The sequence below is a fragment of the Segatella copri genome, assembly GCF_026015295.1.
GTDB lineage: Bacteria > Bacteroidota > Bacteroidia > Bacteroidales > Bacteroidaceae > Prevotella > Prevotella copri_C.
The window spans coordinates 3,247,592-3,265,734 of record NZ_JAPDUW010000001.1; the positions used below are offsets into that span (position 1 = coordinate 3,247,592).

The window sequence follows — 18,143 nt, forward strand, 5'->3', positions numbered from 1 at the left end:
AAGATGAATGATACAGGTTGTGCCTGTTATTTAAACAAATCGGTGTCTTCTACCTCGCGGTTGCCAAACTGGTAAGCTACGGTAGCTATGTTGCCGTTACCATCTGGCTTGAGGAGAGGATTCTTGGTCTGGTCGGTATCAGCGATAGGCAAAGTCAGATTCTTGGCTGTTGCTGTGGCTACGCTAGGACCTGGTGCAGTATAATCCTCGCTCAGAACATATTCGTGAGTAGATGACTTGAAGTAGCTGGCATTGCGGTACTGGTTGTTGATATAGTTCACCATTTCCTGCTGCTGATAGTAGCCGCGGCGGACGATGAAGTACCAGTACAAGCCTTCGAATGCTGTTTCCAGACGGAATTCGTGACGGATGTCTTCGAAGGAAAGACTGTTCTTGGTAGGAACACCTGCACGGGTGCGTAGCTTGTTGAAATACTTGAGTGCCGTAGCATCGGTAGTCGTTGCGTTATTACCCAATACTGCTTCGGCATAGTTGAGGTAAACCTCAGCCAGACGCATCATGTAAGTATTGATACCCGAGTTGTTGTTCATCGCAAATCCGTTTACAGCATTGGTACCGATGACATACTTCTTGATGTTGGCACCCTGTTCGCCTGGCTTCTCGGTTTCACCATATATATATGGCTTCTCCGGATTGGCAGAAAGTTCAGGATAAGTTTCGCCATAAGAAGCCACGCAGTTGTGACGGCGGATGGCATCATCTACCTTTGTGCCGAGGGTAGGGTCTTCATACTCCTTGAACTCTTCCCAGAGATCGTAAGAGCAGAATGTAGAGCCACCCCAAGAGTTGCCCTGGTTAACCTGTGTGCTCCATGCCAGGAAGCGGGTCATTGATTGGGCAAGACCTCCTTCTGCACCTGCCTGGAACTGCAACTGGAAGATGCTCTCACTATTATTATTAAAGGTAGAGGCAGCAAACAGTTCTGCATAGGTATCAGCCAGCTGGTAAGGTCCCTGCTCAATAACAATGGCGGCAGCCTTCTTGGCAGCATCGAGATAATATTCGTTGCGGGTTCCGCGGTTCTTATCTGTAGCCGCATTGGTTCCGTCGTAACGGCCGCTGGTGGTTAAACCTGCCATTGAGAGATAGAAGCGGCTCAGCATGGCATAAGCTGCATACTTGTTGATGCGGCCTGTAGCAGGAGAGGCTGCTGGCAGATGAACGGCTGCGTACTCCATATCGCGGATGGCATATTCAATGCCGTCTATTCCTGGGTTTGGACTAACTACGTAATTGTTAACCAGACTCTGGGTGTCGTTGTAGATGACAGCGCATCCCCAGAGTGAACTGATATACCAGTAGGCGAGACCACGCATAAAACGGGCTTCAGCAATACCCTGCAGTTTAGCCGTCTCGCTTACGTTGGAAGACGAGTGATTGGCTATGTTGTTGATGGTATTGTTTGCCTGAGCTACAACCGAATAGAGTGACCCCCAAGCTTCGGTAAGACCAATGGAAAGACCAGTCTCAGTGAAGTTTGTATATGGGTAAAGGTAGTCTGAGTATTGAGCTGTGATGTTGTTGGCACGACCATCGCCCATTCCATAATAGAACTTATCATTGAAGTCGTACCAAACATAGCTATATAGCGGCATGACTGCCTGTGATACGGCTTCATCGTTGTCGAAGAAGTTATCCTGCGAAATCTGGTAGGTATTCTTCTGCTCCAGGAAGTCGTTGGCACAGCCCGTGAATGAGAGCATTCCCGCCAGCGCCAATGTATATTTTAATATGTTTGTTTTCATGTTCTTGTTACTTTAAGAAGTTGATGATTTAGAACTGCACATTTACACCGAAAGTATAGATGCGTGGTGATGGATAGCGGCTGTAGTCTACACCGTTGAGGAGAGCATTACCGCGCATCGAACCAACTTCTGGGTCGAAGCCATCATACTTGGTGATAGTGAATACATTCTGAATGTTGCAGTAGAGCTTGACGTTGTTCAGGAATGTGTGGCTGAGCCACTTGCGAGGCAAAGTGTAGCTGAGTGCTATGTTCTGGAGACGGATGTATGAACCATCTTCTACATAAGCATCGCTTACACGGTTGTTCTTGTTTACACCACTTTCTGTTGACAGACGAGGCATGATGGAACCGGTGTTAACAACGTAGTAGTTGCGGTAGTCGTCCGGACCGTTTTCATCATACTTAGCCAGACGTGCATAGTCCATCACCTCAGTCAACTGGTTGCTTGTAGAACCGGTGATGTTGAGGAAACGCTTGCCATAGTTCATAATCTTGTTGCCGTAAGAGCCGCTGAACTGGAAGCTCAGGTCGAAGCCCTTATAAGAGAAGGTATTGCCGAAACCGAAGGTGAACTTAGGCTCTGGGTTGCCGATGAAGGTCTGGTCGTTGTTGTCGATGACACCATCGCCATTGATATCCTCATAGATGTAGTCGCCGATGAATACACCACCACTTGTAGGGCTTGTAGCAATCTTGGCACCTTCTGGCAGAGCAACCTGCTTCACGTTGCCGTTGGCATCCTTATACCAGAAATCTTCTGGCTTGTCGAAACGGCCGATAACCTTGTAACCCCAGAACTGACCGATAGGCTGACCTACCCTGGTGTTGGTAACGGTAGCGGTTTCAGAACCGATCTGTACGGTTTGAGGAAGACTACCTGTCTCTGAATCAAGAGATACCACCTTATTACGGTTCAGTGAGAATACGAAGTTAGAGTGCCATGAGAAGTTCTTGTTCTCGATATTGGCGGTGTTGATGGTGAACTCGATACCCTTGTTCTCCAGACTACCTACGTTACCCCAAGGGTTGGAGGCAGTACCATACTTGGAACCTGTACCAGAACCGATGAAGGCTGGCAGGTCGAGCATCATCAGTAGGTCGTTGGTCTTCTTGTAGTACCAGTCGAACACGATGTCGATGCGGCTGTTAAAGAGAGATAAGTCGAAACCTACGTTGGTAGAGTAGGTGGTCTCCCACTTCAGTTCCGGGTTGGCATTGTTGGCATTCATGACGCCCACACCCCATGAAGTGGTATAGTTCTTGAGCATGGCTGCATAGGCCCACTGCTGTACGTTCTGGTTACCGGTAGCACCCCAGCCCAAGCGCAACTTGAGGTTGTTGATGACCTTGTTGTCCTTCAGGAAGTTCTCCTGGCTGGCGCGCCATGCGAAGGCTGCTGATGGGAACCAACCCCAGCGGTGACCCTCGGCAAACTTGTTGGAGCCATCGCAACGGAGTGTTGCTGTTAGGAGATAGCGGTCAGCATAATTATAGAGTGCACGACCGAAGTAAGAGTAGAGCTTGTAGCCGTCCTGGTTACCTTGGGTCAGGTTGATGTTGGCACCTGTTGTTGCACCGGCAATGAGGTCGGTTACTGAGTTTGAAAGATAACCGGAGTTGCTGGCAGCAAAGTTCTCCCAATAGCTCTGGCTCATTTCCTGACCAGCCATTACATTAATATTATGCTTCTCGGCTATTGTACCGTTGTAGGTCAGGATGTTGCGCCAAGACCAGTACTTGGTATCATTCTTGTACCAGGCACCATCGCGCTGTGAACTCTCGCGCACGCCAAACTTATAGTCAGGCTGGTATGTCTTTGTCTTGTTGAGATTATAATCTGTAGAAAGCTCAGTCTTCAAGGTAAGTCCCTTCAGGAGAGTTGCTTCCAGATAAGTATTGATACGGAAGTTGAGTCGCTTGGCATAGTTGGTCTTGATTTCTGCCAAAGCTACTGCGTTGTCTGGCATCCACTGGTCGTCTGGTCCGTCATAACCACCATTTGGATTGCGCACGGCAACAGAAGGCTGAGACTTCAATGCGGTCATGATGATGTCCCAGTTTTTCTCCATTTCCTGCTTTGAATCAGAGAGTGAGAAAGAAATACCGCCCTTGAGCCATTTCTTGAGTTCGGTATCAATGTTACCACGCAAGGTCTGGCGCTTGAAGCCTGTCTTCAGACCGATACCAGCCTGGTTGAGGTAGCCGACAGAAATAGCGTAGGTAGTGCGGCCGTTACCACCAGAAAGAGAAAGACTGTGGTTGGTCATGAAGGCTGTACTGAACAGTTCGTCCTGCCAGTCAGTACCATCGCCGAGAAGTTCAGGGCGCAGCCAGGTGCTGGATGCTGGTTTGATCTTGGCATCAGAGATAGCATTGTAGTGCTCAGCATACTGTTTCAGGTTCATCACGTCAAGTTTCTTAGGCATAGCCTGCCAACCCACATAACCATCGTAGGTTATCTGAGCCTCACCATTCTGACCACGCTTGGTGGTAATCATGATGACACCATTAGATGCGCGTGAACCATAGATAGCGGTAGCCGAAGCATCCTTCAGAATATCCATAGTCAGGATATCGCTAGGGTTGATGCCTGCCAATGGGTTGGAATTTCCATTGTCAGAACCATCTGAGTCGATGATGACACCATCGATAACGAAGATAGGTTGGGAGGTGGCATTCAGAGAGTTCGTACCGCGGATGCGGATGGTACTACTACCACCAGGAGTACCTGTGTTGGCTTGAATCTGCACACCGGCAGCACGACCCTGGAGAACCTGGTCGATACTCGTTGTGACTGATTTCTCAAAAGCTTTGTTGTCTACCTGGGTAACCGCACCGGTCAAATCGGCCTTGCGCATGGTACCATAACCTACTACCACCACCTCGCTAAGAGCCTGGGCGTCGGTTACCAGAGTTACATCAATAGGACCATTGCCAACTTTCACCTCCTTATCTTTATAGCCAAGATAAGAGATCTGTAAAGTTGCACCTTTTGGGGCTTTCAGGGTGAAGTTACCGTCCAGGTCGGTAACGGTTGCCATATTTGGCTGCCCCTTCACACGAACTGTCGCGCCAATGATTGGACCATCGTCTGCGACCACTGTACCTTTTACATTACCGTTTTGAGCCACTGCATTCTGGTATGGGAATGCAACGAACATAAACAATAATGACAGGTACTTTAAAGCATTACCTGCATGTCTCATGATTAATTGGTTTTTGTGATTTAATTGGTTTAAAACTTGTTCGTTGGTTTATATACGAATTTCGTTTTTATTGATTTTCTGCTGCAAAGATATGTCCTTTTTCGTAAAGTACAGTTAAAATTTGTATCTTGCGTGTTTTAAAATGTTTCATGAGCAATAAAATAGACATATTAGAGCAGAAAAAAGGGGATATGCAGCTGCAAATCCCCTTTATACCTTATTATATATAGACGTTTTAGTATTCGTATAGCTTGATGTGGAGTATTTTATTGTCTCCACATGAGATGCGGGCATGGCGCCCCTGGTGGTCCTGATCGCCATTATCACGACGGATAAACTGTAATTTGCCGTTTTTGTCTACTTCAACCTGGTCTACATATCCGATACCGATACGCTTGCCTTTGAAAGTAGCGGTTTGTTTCTTTGTTTCGGTTCCACCGTTGTCTACAAATCCGTCCTCACCAAGTTTCTTTTCTTCAGCTTGCGCTTTTTCTGTCTTGCTTTGGAAGACTACGACGATTCCATTACCAGCTATGATGTATTCGTTCTTGGCTAGTTTCACAATCAAGCCACCGCCTTCAGGCCATTTACTTCCATCTGTAGCACGAGGATCCCATGGTAGCGTGAAGAAATGACGGCAGGTCATGGTAATATCTCCATCTTCAATGATGCGCTCTTTATCTTCCTGGTCGAAGAGCAATCCCCAGTTTTTGCCCTTTCCCTGATGCTGAAGCAGGATAGGAGAGAGTTGGTCGATAACCTTATATGAACGTCTGAGACTGTTCTTCACCTTGTAGTTAGCTTCATCGAGAGCAAACGGACTGAAACTGATAGCATCTGTTTCACCAAAGGTATAGTAAGCCTTTACGCCACTGTTGGCATCGCACTTCACTTCTGGAGTGAAGAAAGGATTGTCGGCACGCTTGTATTTCTCTACCCATCCCTTGTAACCGGTATCATAGATATCTGGTGCAAAGATGTCGATACTTGGTGCACCGCATTTCCAGATATCAATCAGATGGGCAAGTGGTCCGGCAGATGGATATTCGCCTGGTTTTCTGCCACGACTGTTCATTGCTGCATTTACATACATCGGAATATTGTAGATGGCTTTGCCTGCTGAGGCTAGTTGCTCTACATACTTGGCATAGTAATATGCTTGGAATTTCTCGTCAGCATAACGGTCTGTTCCGAAAACTTCTGCCCATGTACCTTTCTTCTTGAGCTTGAGTGCCTTGAGCAATGGAGCAGGAACGGGTTGACTGTAAGCTTTTTCGGCAAGAGGAGAGTGGTCGCGGGCAGATTCGAGCATGCCGATTTCGTTTTCTACCTGCATCATGATAACGGTATTCTCCTGACTGTCTACTGCTTTAATGTGCTTCATCAGTTCGCAGAAAGCTCGTTTGTCTGCTTGAAGCAGGTTATCGCTGAAGGCAGTGCATATCTCCAATGGCTTGCCATTCTCGGTGAGTGAACGAGGGAAACGCTTGGTGTTTTCCTTTACCCATAGTGGTGCATAGCAGCTCATGGAGTTCTTCCAGGCACCAAACCATAGGAAGACAATCTTCAAGTCATGCTTACGGGCAGTTGTGATGACGCTGTCTACGAGTGTAAAATCATATTTGCCCTCATTAGGTTCTACAAATTCCCAATATGCAGGAACGAAGACAGAGTTGACTCCGCTATTCTTCATCTGTTTCAATGCTTTCCTGATGTCGGCAGGACTTGTTGCTGCTGAGTTGCTCAATTCGCCAGCCAGGAGAAGCATCGGCTTGTCATTGACAACAAGCTGGGTTGCAGAGCCTTGCTTCTGCAGTTTCACTCCAGCTTGTATGTTGATGCAGCATAATAATGCAAGAAAAGATAATACGATCTTATTCATAGATCTTCATTTTAGAAAAGGTTTGAAAATACTTGAGACAGGTATTGCGCCATTCCTTTGCATTCTCCAATTGTACATTGAGCAGAGAGTCTGTATGTTGCCATTCCTGCTCATGCCCCTTCATGTACTGCTTGGCTGAGGTATGCCAAAAGTCGCGGTAAACTTCTACCATCGCCACACCCATGTTGTACTTCATGCAGAGTTCCTGCCAGAGGGTGCTGCCTGATTTCATCTTGTAAGTCCAAGGCACATGATGGAACCAGAGGAGATATTCTTCAGGACAGGTCTCGATGTTATCATACAGACTGCGATATGGTTCTGGGTACTGACCGACAGCATCTGTGCCCTTGGATGAACGGTCGAAACCTACACCCTGAGCATCAGCCTTGTGGTAGTAGACCGGACACCATTCCAAAGGATAACTTGCGATGAAACCATCTGGCTCCGGACCGTAGTGGTGGTCGAACTTGAAGATGTGGTGCAAACCCAAAGGCATCATATAGTTGACGCAAGCTTCGCGCGAAGTCATCATCATCATCTCTACCGGCTTGGTGAATTTCTCGTCCTGGTTTTCGTAGGTCTGTACGAGCCATTCGTGAGCAATCTCTTCAGCTGTAAGTGAAGGATTCCATGCCAATCGGCCAAAAGCATACCAGTTAGCCTGAGAGAAAGGATGACCGCACCAGTTGGCATCATCACCGATATTGGCTACACCTGAGATTCCAACCAGTCTGTCTGGATTAACAAAGCCAAAGAATTCCTTCCACATAGGAGCGAGATAGGTGAGGTGCTTAGACTGACCAAGATATTCCTGGGTAATCTGAAGTTCTGCTATCTGTGGAGTCTGTTTGATGTTGTCGAAGATAGGAGCGTATGGTTCACGTGGCTGGAAGTCGAGCGGACCATTCTTTGACTGTAGGATTACGTTGTCACGGAACTTGCCATCCATACCTTTGAATTCGCTGACAGCCTGTTTCACACGGTCTTCTCCCTTATGATTAGCACCATATACAAAGCTTCGCCACATGATGATGCCTCCGTATGGTTTGACGGCATCGGCAAGCATGTTGGCTCCATCGGCATGTGTGCGGTGGTAGTCGCCAGGACCAGGCTGTCCTTCAGAATTGGCTTTTACGAGGAAACCGCCAAAGTCAGGGATGGTAGCATATATCTCTTTTGCCTTCTTCTTCCACCACTGCTGAACCTTCTTATCCAGTGGGTCGGCAGTCTTGGTGTAGCCTAAAGCCATAGGCGAAGCGAAGTTGATGCTGAGGTATACCCGGATACCATAAGGACGCAGGATGTTGGCAATGATCTTCACCTTATTAATATATTCTGCGGTCATCATCTTTGGCGATGCGTTTACATTGTTCAGTACGCTGCCGTTGATGCCCAAAGAGGCGTTGGCACGGGCGTAGGTGATGAGACGGTCGTGAAGACTCTTGCTGATGCTGCCGCCCTTACCGTTCTTTCCGAGTTTGATTTCTTCCCATTTGAAGATGCTCTTTCCGGCATAGCCACGTTCGATGCTGCCATCGAGATTATCCCAATGGTTGAGAATGCGGAGACCCACTTGTGGTTTCTCTGTCTCATCGATAGCTTTACTGAAGTTCTGCTGATTACCGCTACCTGTGTTGTAGGCATCAGTGTTCTGAAGTCGAATTAACTCGTAGGCACCATAGAGCAAACCGATAGGATTGCTGGCGGTGATAGTTGCTTCGTACTGGATGTTGTCGCCTTGCTGGGCAGGACGGGCGTAGATGTTATAGCCCTCGCCCAGGTTGAGACTCTTGTCTATCTTGAGCTCAACATTCTTGCCACGCCAGTTGTTTTCTAACTCCTGCTTGGCAATCTTGGCTGTTGCATCATCAGGCAACTGTGAGATGACTTGGCATGAGTTAGCATACTGCTTTCCGAGCCATAACTGTGAACCATCACTCTGTGCAGAAACATGGAGTGATGTAAGTACCGTAAATAATAAAATGAGGTATTTCTTCATATCTTTGCAGATCGTTAGTTTGTATTGTTATTGTTTCTGCTGCAAAGATACGAAAAAATACCTTTTATATATATAGCGGTCGTTTATTTTTCATTTCTCTTTGTTTCAGCATACTCGCTAGGCGACATGCCATAGTGTTTTTTGAACACGGTAGAGAAGTGGGTCTGGTTGTTGAAACCTACAGAGTAGGCTACCTGTGTGATATTAATCTGCCCCTCTTCGATGAGTCGTGCCGCCTGTTCCAGTCGGAGGTTACGGATAAATTCTCCGGCAGAAACACCAGCAATCTCCTTCAGCTTACGGTGGAGCTGTGCACGGCTGATACCTACCTCCTCGGTAAGTTTCTCTACATTGAGGTCGGGATCGGCAAGGTGGGCGTTGATATATTTCATCACGCGTTCCATCAGGGCATCGTTATTGCCCTTTACCTGAATCTGCTCAATCTTCGCCTTCTGGCCCTGTGCTCCGCTGTATTTGCCGCGGATACGTCGCACATTATCCACCAGGTTGTCGATAAGGATATGCAGCTCTTCCATGTCGAAAGGCTTTGCCAGGAAAGCATCGGCTCCTCTGCGAAGTCCCTCCAACCGGTGTTCCACCTCGCTCTTCGAGGTGAGCAGGATGACAGGAATATCGCTGATGTTGCTGTTGCTCTTGATGTTTTTGAGCATGGTGATTCCATCCATCTCCGGCATCATCACATCGCTTATCACGAGGTCGTACTTGCCGGTGAGCAGCATCTTCAAACCTTCCTTGCCGTTGCAGGCATGCTCAAAGCGGTACCAGTCGCTCAGTTCGGTCTTGATGTATTGGGCAATCTCGCTGTCATCGTCAACTATCAGGATATTGAAGTTGCGGTTGGCCTGTACTTTCTTTTTGGTAATCTCCTGCTCCTTCTTGTCTTCTTCTTCCAGTATCTCGCCTGGCTGCAGATGGCTGTTGCCTAGCGGAATGCTTACTTCGAAGCAGGAACCCTTGATGCCGTCGGTACGGTTGTAGGCCTTGATCTTGCCTCCGTGCATTTCTACAAATGCCTTACAGAGGTTGAGCCCGATACCGGTTCCTTCGATATGGAGACCGCTGCTGTTGTTTCCCTGATAGAAACGTTCGAAGAGGCGGTCGGTCTTCTCTTCCTTCAGTCCGATGCCTGTATCTTCTACCCTGATGGTGGCATTCTTTTCGTCTTTACCTATGATAACAGTAATCTTTCCGCCATCAAAGGTATACTTCATGGCATTGGAGAGCAGGTTGGAGATAACCTTGTCAAAGTTGATGCGGTCTATCCAAACCTTCAGCTTGCCTTTATCGCTGCTGAGGCTTTCGTCTTCTTTGAGCTCAAGGGTGATGTTGCGCTCCTGTGCATTGAAGCGGTAGAGCGATACGATGCCATGTAGGAAATCCTTGAGCGGAGTCTCCTGGCAATGGAGATGCATCTGGTTCTTGTCTATCTTTCGCTCATCAAGTATCTGGTTTACCAGAAGCAGGAGGCGCTGGGCATTGCGGTCGATGGTATCGATATCCTGTTTGCTTTCGGCATCTGTTAATCTTGCTTTCAACTTGTTGAGCGGTCCCATGATCAATGTCAGCGGCGAGCGGATGTCGTGGGTGGCATTAATGAGGAACTGCATCTTGGTCTCTTCCAGGTCTGCCTTGCGGCGGCGCTCGTATGTATAGATGACATACAGGATGACGCTTGCTGTGATCAGGATATAGAGGAGATATGCCTCGGGTGATGCATACCAAGGGTCGCATACCTTGATGTTGATGATGGTAGGATTCTTGGAATATCTGCCATTGCTGGTAGCTCTCACCTCCAGCGTATAGTCGCCCGGTTTCAACTTGTTGAATGCTACGGCATTGGCTCCCTCATTGGTGCTGTTCCATTTGCCGTCGTTGATGCGGTATTGGAAACTGATATTGTCGGTGTTCCTGTAGTTGAGCAGCGAGAACTCCAGAGTGAATGAATTCTGGGAGTAAGGAATGCTGAAGTCTTTGACCATACAGTTGATTGGCTTTCCGTCGATGATGAAGTTGGTGAGGTGTACATCTCCCAATTCCATCTTCTTGGCTCTGACAACGTCAGGATAGAAGGTTGTGATACCATCACTGGTTCCGAAGGCGATAAGATCGCTGGCGGTATGCATGGAAGAGCCCAGCACGTACTCACGGGTAGTAAGTCCGTTGCCGTTGATGTGCCCGATAAACTGTCTGTTCTTCTGTTCGTACTGCCAGATGCCCATGGTTGTACTTACCCACAAGTCACCCTTCTGGTCTTTGATGATGCTGCAGACCTGCTTGCCTTTCAACGCTTCTGCATGAGGGAAGTTCTTCGTCTTGTTGCTCTTTCTGTCAAACAGATAGAGTCCTTCTTCCGTACCGATGATAATATCGCCGTTCTTTCCTTCGCAGATACCATTCGCCTGTCTGTCTTTCAGAATGTTGAGCCATCCGAAATCCTTGAAACTGAGCGTTCGGGTATTGAGACAGGAAACTCCATTAGAGGTTCCTATCCATAAATGGCCTGTATGATCGAGCGCCATGCTTCGCACCCAGTCGTTGCAGAGGAATCCTTTATCGCCTCTTTGCTGCATATTCAGAACGGTAACCTTGCCGCTTTCCACATTATATATATATAAGCCTTTGCTGTATACAGAAATGTAAAGGTTGCCCTGTGCATCGTCGGTCATACAGTAGATGCCGGCACTGGTAAAGGTGAGTTTCTGCTGGTATGTACCTGTATGAGGGTTGTAGCTGTAGAGTGCGCTGCCATTGCTGATCCAGTAATCGCCACGTCGGTCTTTATAGATGATGCAAGTACCGGCAGGTGACTGAGGGTGGGCGATAATCTTGCCTGAAGCATCAAAACAGAATACGCCACTGTTCTGTACCGTACACCATGTTTCACCATTTTCGCCTTGTGCAATAGATGAAACGCTGCTGCCGATGATATAGTTCTGTGCCGAAAAGCTCCAGCTGTTGAAAGCCTGCTGGCGCTGGTTAATCAGGTACAGACCTTTCTTGTAACAGCCTATCCAGAGATTGTTGTCCTTATCTTCGATGATATCGTTGACGAAGGCGGTAGCCAGATTGAAACTGCTGTTGCTGTTCTCCAACTGTTCTACCCTGTTGCTTCCCTTTCTGATCATGAGAACACCATGTTCAGAGGTGCTGATATAGAGGTTGCCTTCGTGGTCGAAGGTAGCATTGTTGATGGTTACATTATTCTGATAACCGCCAAAGTCGTAGCCGGCATCAGCGATGCGGCCTGTCCGGTAATCATAATAGACGATGCCATACATACAGACGATGAGCATGGTCTGCGGGCGATGTTGGATGAAAGCCACAGGTGCTCCGCATGGCGATTTGAAGTCTTTGCGCTGCACCTTGCCTTGTTTTTTGATGAAACGGGTGAAGATAGAAAGGTGGCTACTCTGCCAGAGATAATGATGCTTATCTTCGTAGATATGGGTAAAGAATACATCAGAATCGCGCTCAGCGTATTGCCTTTCCTGTCTGATAGTGAAAAGGTCGTCTGTTCCTTTCTGGGTATTTCTGTCTTTTACAGAATAGAGACCATATCCTGCAGTACCCAGCAGGATATCGCCATTGTGACTTTCTACCATAGAATAGATACGTGGCTTTCTGCCATCAGGAAACTGGAGACGGGCGAAATCGTTCGTCTCATAATTATAGCGCATCAGTCCCTTGGCACTACCTATCCATAGGTTACCTTTCTTATCTACCAGCAGGTCGGAGATAATGTTGTCAGTAATGGAGGTTGTGTCTTCTTCGTTGTGCAGATAGTTGGTAAAACGGTAGCCGTCAAACTTGCTGAGTCCGTATTCGGTTCCCACCCAGATGTATCCGTATTTATCCTGCACAATGCAGTTGATAAGCGAACTTGACAGTTTGCCCGATGTGAAGAGTTCACCACTGTCAGCCCATACCATGAGCGAGATGGTGATAGCGAAGAGTGCCGTTAAGCAATGTCTGATATGCTTCATATTTTCTGTCCGTTTTCTTGTTTAAAATAGGTTGTTACGGCTGCAAAAGTAACAAAAAACAATGAAAGAAACAAATTCTAATGCAACAAAATGTTTCATTTCTTTTTGTTTCTTTATCTTTTTGTGCCCTTTTTGCAGGTATGAAACAAATAGAAAAGTAATGGCAACTATTAAATACCTGTTATTTCATTACTTATTAGTAAATTTGCATCGTCAACAACAATAGAAACATTAAAAGCATCATAATAACAATAAAATGAATAGACAAGCAATCAAAATATTATCGCTGGCGCTCGTATTGGCTACGTCAAGTTCTGTAGCTTTTGCCCAGAAGGTATGGAAAGGATCTTGGGCTACTGCAGTGGAATGGACTGGTAAAGGAGATATGCCTAAGGAAAGCTTGAGCAACCGTTCTTGCCGACAGATAGTTCATGTATCTTTTGGCGGAGAGGAACTCAGAGTGAAGCTCAGCAACGAGCAGAGCAAGGAGCCGGTAGAAATCAAATCGGTGTATATTGCAGATACTGATGTTCCAAGCAATTGGGGAATCAATGCCAAGACAGTGAAGTATCTCAAGTTTAATGGCAAGAAGAATGTAACCATTGCTCCTGGCAAGGCTATCTTCTCAGATGATTTGAAATATGCCTTGAAGAGTGGACAGCGCCTTACGATTACCATCGACTATGGCAAGCAGACTCCGGTGAATGCAACATCCCATCGTGGTTCACGTACTACCTCTTATATAGTAAGTAATGTGAAGGGCAAGGCGGTGAAACCTGCAGATGCAGCTTTCGATAAGCAGGAGAAGGCTGATCACTGGTACAATCTTTCTGCCATTGATGTGAAGACCGATAAGGCTACCCCTGTGGTAGCTATCCTCGGAAACTCTATTACCGATGGCCGTGGAAGTACTACTAACCATCAGAACCGCTGGACCGATTTCCTCTCGGATGCCCTGAATGCAGAGAAGCCATACGGCGTATTGAATCTTGGAATCGGTGGCAACTGCGTGGTGCAAGGTGGATTGAGCGAACCAGCCATGAAACGTTTCGACCGTGATATCCTAGGACAGACAGGTGTAGATAAACTCATCATCTTCGAAGGAACCAACGATATCGGTTGCTGCGGCGGAAATTATGAGCATGTAACAGATACCCTGATTGCCTGCTACAAGGTGCTGATAGCGAAAGCCAAGGCAAAAGGAATCAAGGTGTATGGCGGAACCATCACCCCAACCAAGGGAAACGGATGGTATTCTTTCTGGCACGAGGCGATGCGACAGACCGTGAACGAATGGATCAGAAAAAGTGGTGCCTTCGACGAGGTCATCGATTTCGATGAGCTGACCCGCGATCCGAAAGACCCTCAGCGTCTGAAGGCTGAGTATTCTGACGACTGGCTGCATCTCAATCCGAAGGGATATGAGGCAATGGGCAAGTTTGCCGCAGAGAAATTGAAGTAAATATATTATATGCATCTTTTATGTTATATATATAATAAGGTGTAAACTTAATGACAGAATTAAATATGGAACAGACATCTGTAACACAGGAATCTAAGGGATTCTACAAACTGAATTGGCTACAACGCATCGGATTCGGATCTGGCGACTTGGCGCAAAACCTCATCTACCAGACCATCTGCATGTATCTGTTGTTCTTCTACACCGACATCTATGGACTTAATCCTGGTGTTGCTGCCACCATGTTCTTGGTGGTTCGCTTGGTCGATGTACTTTGGGACCCATTGGTGGGAACTTATGTAGATAAGCATAATCCACGTTGGGGTAAGTATCGTTCATATCTCGTCCTGGCGGGTTTGCCACTCACCGTACTTGCCATCCTCTGTTTTTGGAATGGTATGGAAGGACAGACAGAAACCATCAAACTTATCTATGCCTATGTAACATACGTAGGCTTGTCTATGCTCTATACATTGATCAATGTGCCTTACGGAGCCTTGAACTCTTCGCTGACTCGCGATACAGACGAAATAACCATTCTCACCTCTGTACGTATGTTTATGGCAAATGTGGGTGGACTCTGTGTATCGGCAGGTGTTCCAATCCTGGTAGCGATGCTCGCTGCAGCCAAGGATCTTCCTATTGAGATGGCGCTCTTCATGGGTTTGGGCTCTTTGCCATCTTTCATCTTTATGCCACTGGTTCCTGCCATCAAGAAAAAGGTGGGCAAGAAGAATATGTTCTATATCTTCCTTACTGTGGCTATCGTGGGTATGGCGATGCTTTATATCATCAGCAAGATGGGACCTGTAAAGGATCATATCACGCTGGTTTATATCGCTCAGTTCATCAAATCAACAGGCGTAATCGTAGCTACAGGATATATGTGGGCTCTGATTCCGGAGGTTATCTCTTTTGCAGAATATACCAGTGGCAAGCGTATTGCCGGCATCGTCAATGCCCTGACCGGTATCTTCTATAAGGCAGGTATGGCTCTGGGTGGCGTTATTCCTGGTGCAGTTCTTGCATGGACCGGTTATCAGGCAGCAGCTGCTCAGGAGAGCAACTCTCTTCCTACCGACAGTAATGCTTGGTTTGTTGCCATGCTGATTTTTGCCCTGGTAGGTTTCGCCCTTCTGGTATTCTGCTTTACCCAAACCAAGGAACGTGTGGTAATGGATGAGAAGGAAACCAAGAATGTAAAGGTGAGCGACCTGTGGACAGAATTCTTCCACAACCGTCCTCTCCGTATCGTGGCGCTCTTCTTCATTACAGCCTTCGCCATGATGTCGGTAGGTAATGCTGCCGGTGCTTACTTCATGAACGATTTGGAGCAGCAGACTTCTCTGGCACAGGAGGGTATCCGCTGGCTGGTATGTGTGATTCCTGCCATCTTGCTGGGCTTGGCGATGTTCATCATCTCTAAATATGAGTTGACCGATGAGGTTATCGACGACATCAACAAGAAGATTGAGGCCCGACACAAGGAAGAAAACTAGAGACTATAATTATTAACGAGAAAAATAGATATAAGATATGAAAAAGATCACAACTCTGGCACTGGGGCTGATGCTTGCTTCAACAGCTTTCGCTCAAAAAGCGAACTCAGCAGCTCAAATCCCAACATTCCAGGAAACTATGGGTAAGTACTTTCTGGTAGGTGCTGCCGTTAATACCGATTTGCCTAATGGTCAAGACCCTGCAGGTGAGGAAGTAGTGAAGAAACAGTTTAACCAGGTGGTTGCCGAAAACTGTATGAAGGGTGAGAAGAATCATCCGGAGGTGAATCGCTTTGATTTCACTGATGGCGATAAACTCGCTGACTGGGCAGAGAAAAACGGCAAGACCTTGATCGGGCATTGTCTGGTTTGGCATTCTCAGCCACCTAAGTGGATGTTTACCGATGATAAGGGTAATCTGGTAAGCCGTGAAGTGCTTATCGGCAGAATGTATAACCATATTATGAATGTGGTTACTCATTATAAAGGTAGAGTAAAGGGTTGGGACGTTGTGAACGAGGCTTTCGAGGATGATGGCTCTTACCGCAAGTCTTTATATTACAAGATTATCGGTCCGGAGTTCATAGAACTGGCTTTCCGCTTTGCGCATGAGGCTGATCCAAACGTAGAACTTTACTACAATGATTATTCTACTTCGAAGCCAGCTAAGCGAGAGGCTATCTGCAAGCTGGTTCGCGATTTGAAGGCGAAGGGTCTCCGCATCGATGCAGTAGGTATGCAGAGCCACAATGGTTTTGATTATCCTGACTATGCTGAGTATGAGAAGAGCATCGAGGCTTTTGCTGGTGAAGGCGTGAAGGTGATGCTGACTGAGCTGGATATGAACATGCTTCCTAATCCGGAAGGATTCGGCGGAGCGGAAATCAGCCAGAAGTTTGAACTTCAGAAAAAGTACAATCCATACGTGAAGGGACTTGACAAGAAGGCGCAGAAACTCTTCAACCAGCGTTATCTCGATCTCTTTAAGATTGTAGAGCGCCATAAGAATGTCATCAGTCGTGTTACCTTCTGGGGTGTCAACGATGGTCACTCTTGGTTGAATGGCTGGCCTATCCCTGGCAGAACCAACTATCCACTGCTCATCGATCGTAACAACAATGTGAAGCCAGTGGTGAAGGAAATCGTCAATCTCTTTAAGTAAAATCTCTTTAGATAATATTGTACATCTCTTAAAATAATAAACAACAATGAAAGCAAGATATTTGTTCCCAAAGGATTATATGGCAGATCCATCTGCCAATGTGTTTAACGGTCGCCTGTATGTTTACCCATCTCATGACTGGGATAGCGGCGAAAGCTTCGACGATGATGGCGGTCACTTCCAGATGAAAGACTATCATGTTCTCTCTATGGACGATGTGATGGAAGGTGAGGTAACCGATCATGGTGTGATTCTCGATGTGAAGGATGTGCCATGGGCTGAGAAGCAGATGTGGGACAACGATGTAGTAGAGAAGGATGGTAAGTACTATCTCATCTTCTCTGCCAAGGATTATAATGGCGTGTTCCATCTTGGTGTGGCTGTGGCTGATAAGCCAGAAGGTCCTTTCGTTCCGAATGCCGACCCTATCCGCAAGTCATACAGCATCGACCCTTGCGTGTTCAAGGATGATGATGGCAAGATTTACTGCTACTTCGGTGGTATCTGGGGCGGTCAGCTTCAGTGGTACAAGGACAACAAGGCACTGAAGGATGAGCATCTTCCAGAGGGCAAGGAGAATCCATTGCCATCTCGTGTAGCCATGATGACTGATGATGTGCAGCAGTTTGCTGAAATGCCAAAGCCTGTTGTCATCGTTGACGAAAAGGGTAATGTATTGCCAGCTGATGATCCACATCGCTTCTTCGAGGCCAGCTGGATGCATAAGTATAAGGGCAAGTATTACTTCAGCTACTCTACCGGTGATACTCATTATCTCTGCTATGCTGTAGGTGATAATCCTTATGGTCCGTTCACTTACAAGGGCGTCATCCTGGAACCGGTAGTAGGTTGGACAACCCATCACAGTATCTGTGAGTACAAGGGACAGTGGTATCTCTTCCATCACGACTGTGTGCCATCAAATGATACAACCTGGCTTCGCAGCGTAAAGGTGGCTCCTCTCTTCTATGATGAGGATGATAACATCTTGCCGGTTCAGCCTGAATAAGAGTATTATAAGTATTAGATGACATACGTTAGAGTTGACTTTTAGGTTTATAATAGTTTTGATGAATAGTTGATATATAAGTTAATGTTAGTTTGGAAGAAACGGCATCTTCGTGAGGAGATGCCGTTTTTGCGTATGTTCCTATTCTTTCT

Annotated in this window: 9 protein-coding genes; 4 read left to right on the forward strand and 5 right to left on the reverse strand. The window is 46.8% G+C overall.

Annotation, left to right across the window (positions count from 1 at the left end; genetic code table 11):
• Positions 1-26: 26 nt before the first annotated feature.
• From ONT18_RS13665 to ONT18_RS13685, 5 genes are all read right to left on the reverse strand, one after another.
• Positions 27-1,766: a RagB/SusD family nutrient uptake outer membrane protein gene (locus ONT18_RS13665; RefSeq protein WP_264906166.1), complete on the reverse strand. Its 1,740-nt coding sequence runs from the start codon at positions 1,764-1,766 to the stop codon at positions 27-29.
• 28 nt (positions 1,767-1,794) lie between these two features.
• The gene (locus ONT18_RS13670) at positions 1,795-4,974 is read right to left on the reverse strand and encodes a SusC/RagA family TonB-linked outer membrane protein (protein ID WP_264906168.1); all 3,180 of its coding nucleotides are present in this window, start codon (positions 4,972-4,974) and stop codon (positions 1,795-1,797) included.
• Between the two features lie 235 nt (positions 4,975-5,209).
• Positions 5,210-6,856, reverse strand: coding sequence for a DUF5597 domain-containing protein (locus ONT18_RS13675; protein ID WP_264906170.1), 1,647 nt, complete (start codon positions 6,854-6,856; stop codon positions 5,210-5,212).
• Positions 6,849-8,855, reverse strand: coding sequence for an alpha-glucuronidase (locus tag ONT18_RS13680; RefSeq protein ID WP_233339096.1), 2,007 nt, complete (start codon positions 8,853-8,855; stop codon positions 6,849-6,851). The genes ONT18_RS13675 and ONT18_RS13680 overlap by 8 nt, the downstream gene beginning before the upstream one ends.
• A gap of 83 nt (positions 8,856-8,938) precedes the next feature.
• Positions 8,939-12,859: a hybrid sensor histidine kinase/response regulator transcription factor gene (locus ONT18_RS13685; RefSeq protein WP_264906173.1), complete on the reverse strand. Its 3,921-nt coding sequence runs from the start codon at positions 12,857-12,859 to the stop codon at positions 8,939-8,941.
• 256 nt (positions 12,860-13,115) lie between these two features.
• Here ONT18_RS13685 and ONT18_RS13690 point away from each other — a divergent pair, with 256 nt between their 5' ends.
• From ONT18_RS13690 to ONT18_RS13705, 4 genes are all read left to right on the forward strand, one after another.
• Positions 13,116-14,321, forward strand: a complete 1,206-nt coding sequence (locus ONT18_RS13690) for an SGNH/GDSL hydrolase family protein (RefSeq protein WP_264906175.1) — start codon at positions 13,116-13,118, stop codon at positions 14,319-14,321.
• Positions 14,322-14,386: 65 nt separating this feature from the next.
• Positions 14,387-15,820, forward strand: coding sequence for an MFS transporter (locus tag ONT18_RS13695; protein WP_203068300.1), 1,434 nt, complete (start codon positions 14,387-14,389; stop codon positions 15,818-15,820).
• 37 nt (positions 15,821-15,857) lie between these two features.
• Positions 15,858-16,982 (forward strand): endo-1,4-beta-xylanase, encoded by a 1,125-nt coding sequence (locus ONT18_RS13700; RefSeq protein WP_264906179.1) that lies wholly within the window; start codon positions 15,858-15,860, stop codon positions 16,980-16,982.
• A gap of 46 nt (positions 16,983-17,028) precedes the next feature.
• Positions 17,029-17,991: a glycoside hydrolase family 43 protein gene (locus tag ONT18_RS13705; RefSeq protein ID WP_118079666.1), complete on the forward strand. Its 963-nt coding sequence runs from the start codon at positions 17,029-17,031 to the stop codon at positions 17,989-17,991.
• Positions 17,992-18,143: the final 152 nt, after the last annotated feature.

Excerpts from the sequence above, each read along its gene's own strand:
- ONT18_RS13675 (WP_264906170.1), bottom strand. The coding sequence starts at position 6,856 with ATGAATAAGATCGTATTATCTTTTCTTGCATTATTATGCTGCATCAAC.
- ONT18_RS13680 (WP_233339096.1), bottom strand. The coding sequence starts at position 8,855 with ATGAAGAAATACCTCATTTTATTATTTACGGTACTTACATCACTCCAT.
- ONT18_RS13695 (WP_203068300.1), top strand. The coding sequence starts at position 14,387 with ATGGAACAGACATCTGTAACACAGGAATCTAAGGGATTCTACAAACTG.
- ONT18_RS13690 (WP_264906175.1), top strand. The coding sequence starts at position 13,116 with ATGAATAGACAAGCAATCAAAATATTATCGCTGGCGCTCGTATTGGCT.
- ONT18_RS13705 (WP_118079666.1), top strand. The coding sequence starts at position 17,029 with ATGAAAGCAAGATATTTGTTCCCAAAGGATTATATGGCAGATCCATCT.
- ONT18_RS13700 (WP_264906179.1), top strand. The coding sequence starts at position 15,858 with ATGAAAAAGATCACAACTCTGGCACTGGGGCTGATGCTTGCTTCAACA.
- ONT18_RS13665 (WP_264906166.1), bottom strand. The coding sequence starts at position 1,766 with ATGAAAACAAACATATTAAAATATACATTGGCGCTGGCGGGAATGCTC.
- ONT18_RS13685 (WP_264906173.1), bottom strand. The coding sequence starts at position 12,859 with ATGAAGCATATCAGACATTGCTTAACGGCACTCTTCGCTATCACCATC.
- ONT18_RS13670 (WP_264906168.1), bottom strand. The coding sequence starts at position 4,974 with ATGAGACATGCAGGTAATGCTTTAAAGTACCTGTCATTATTGTTTATG.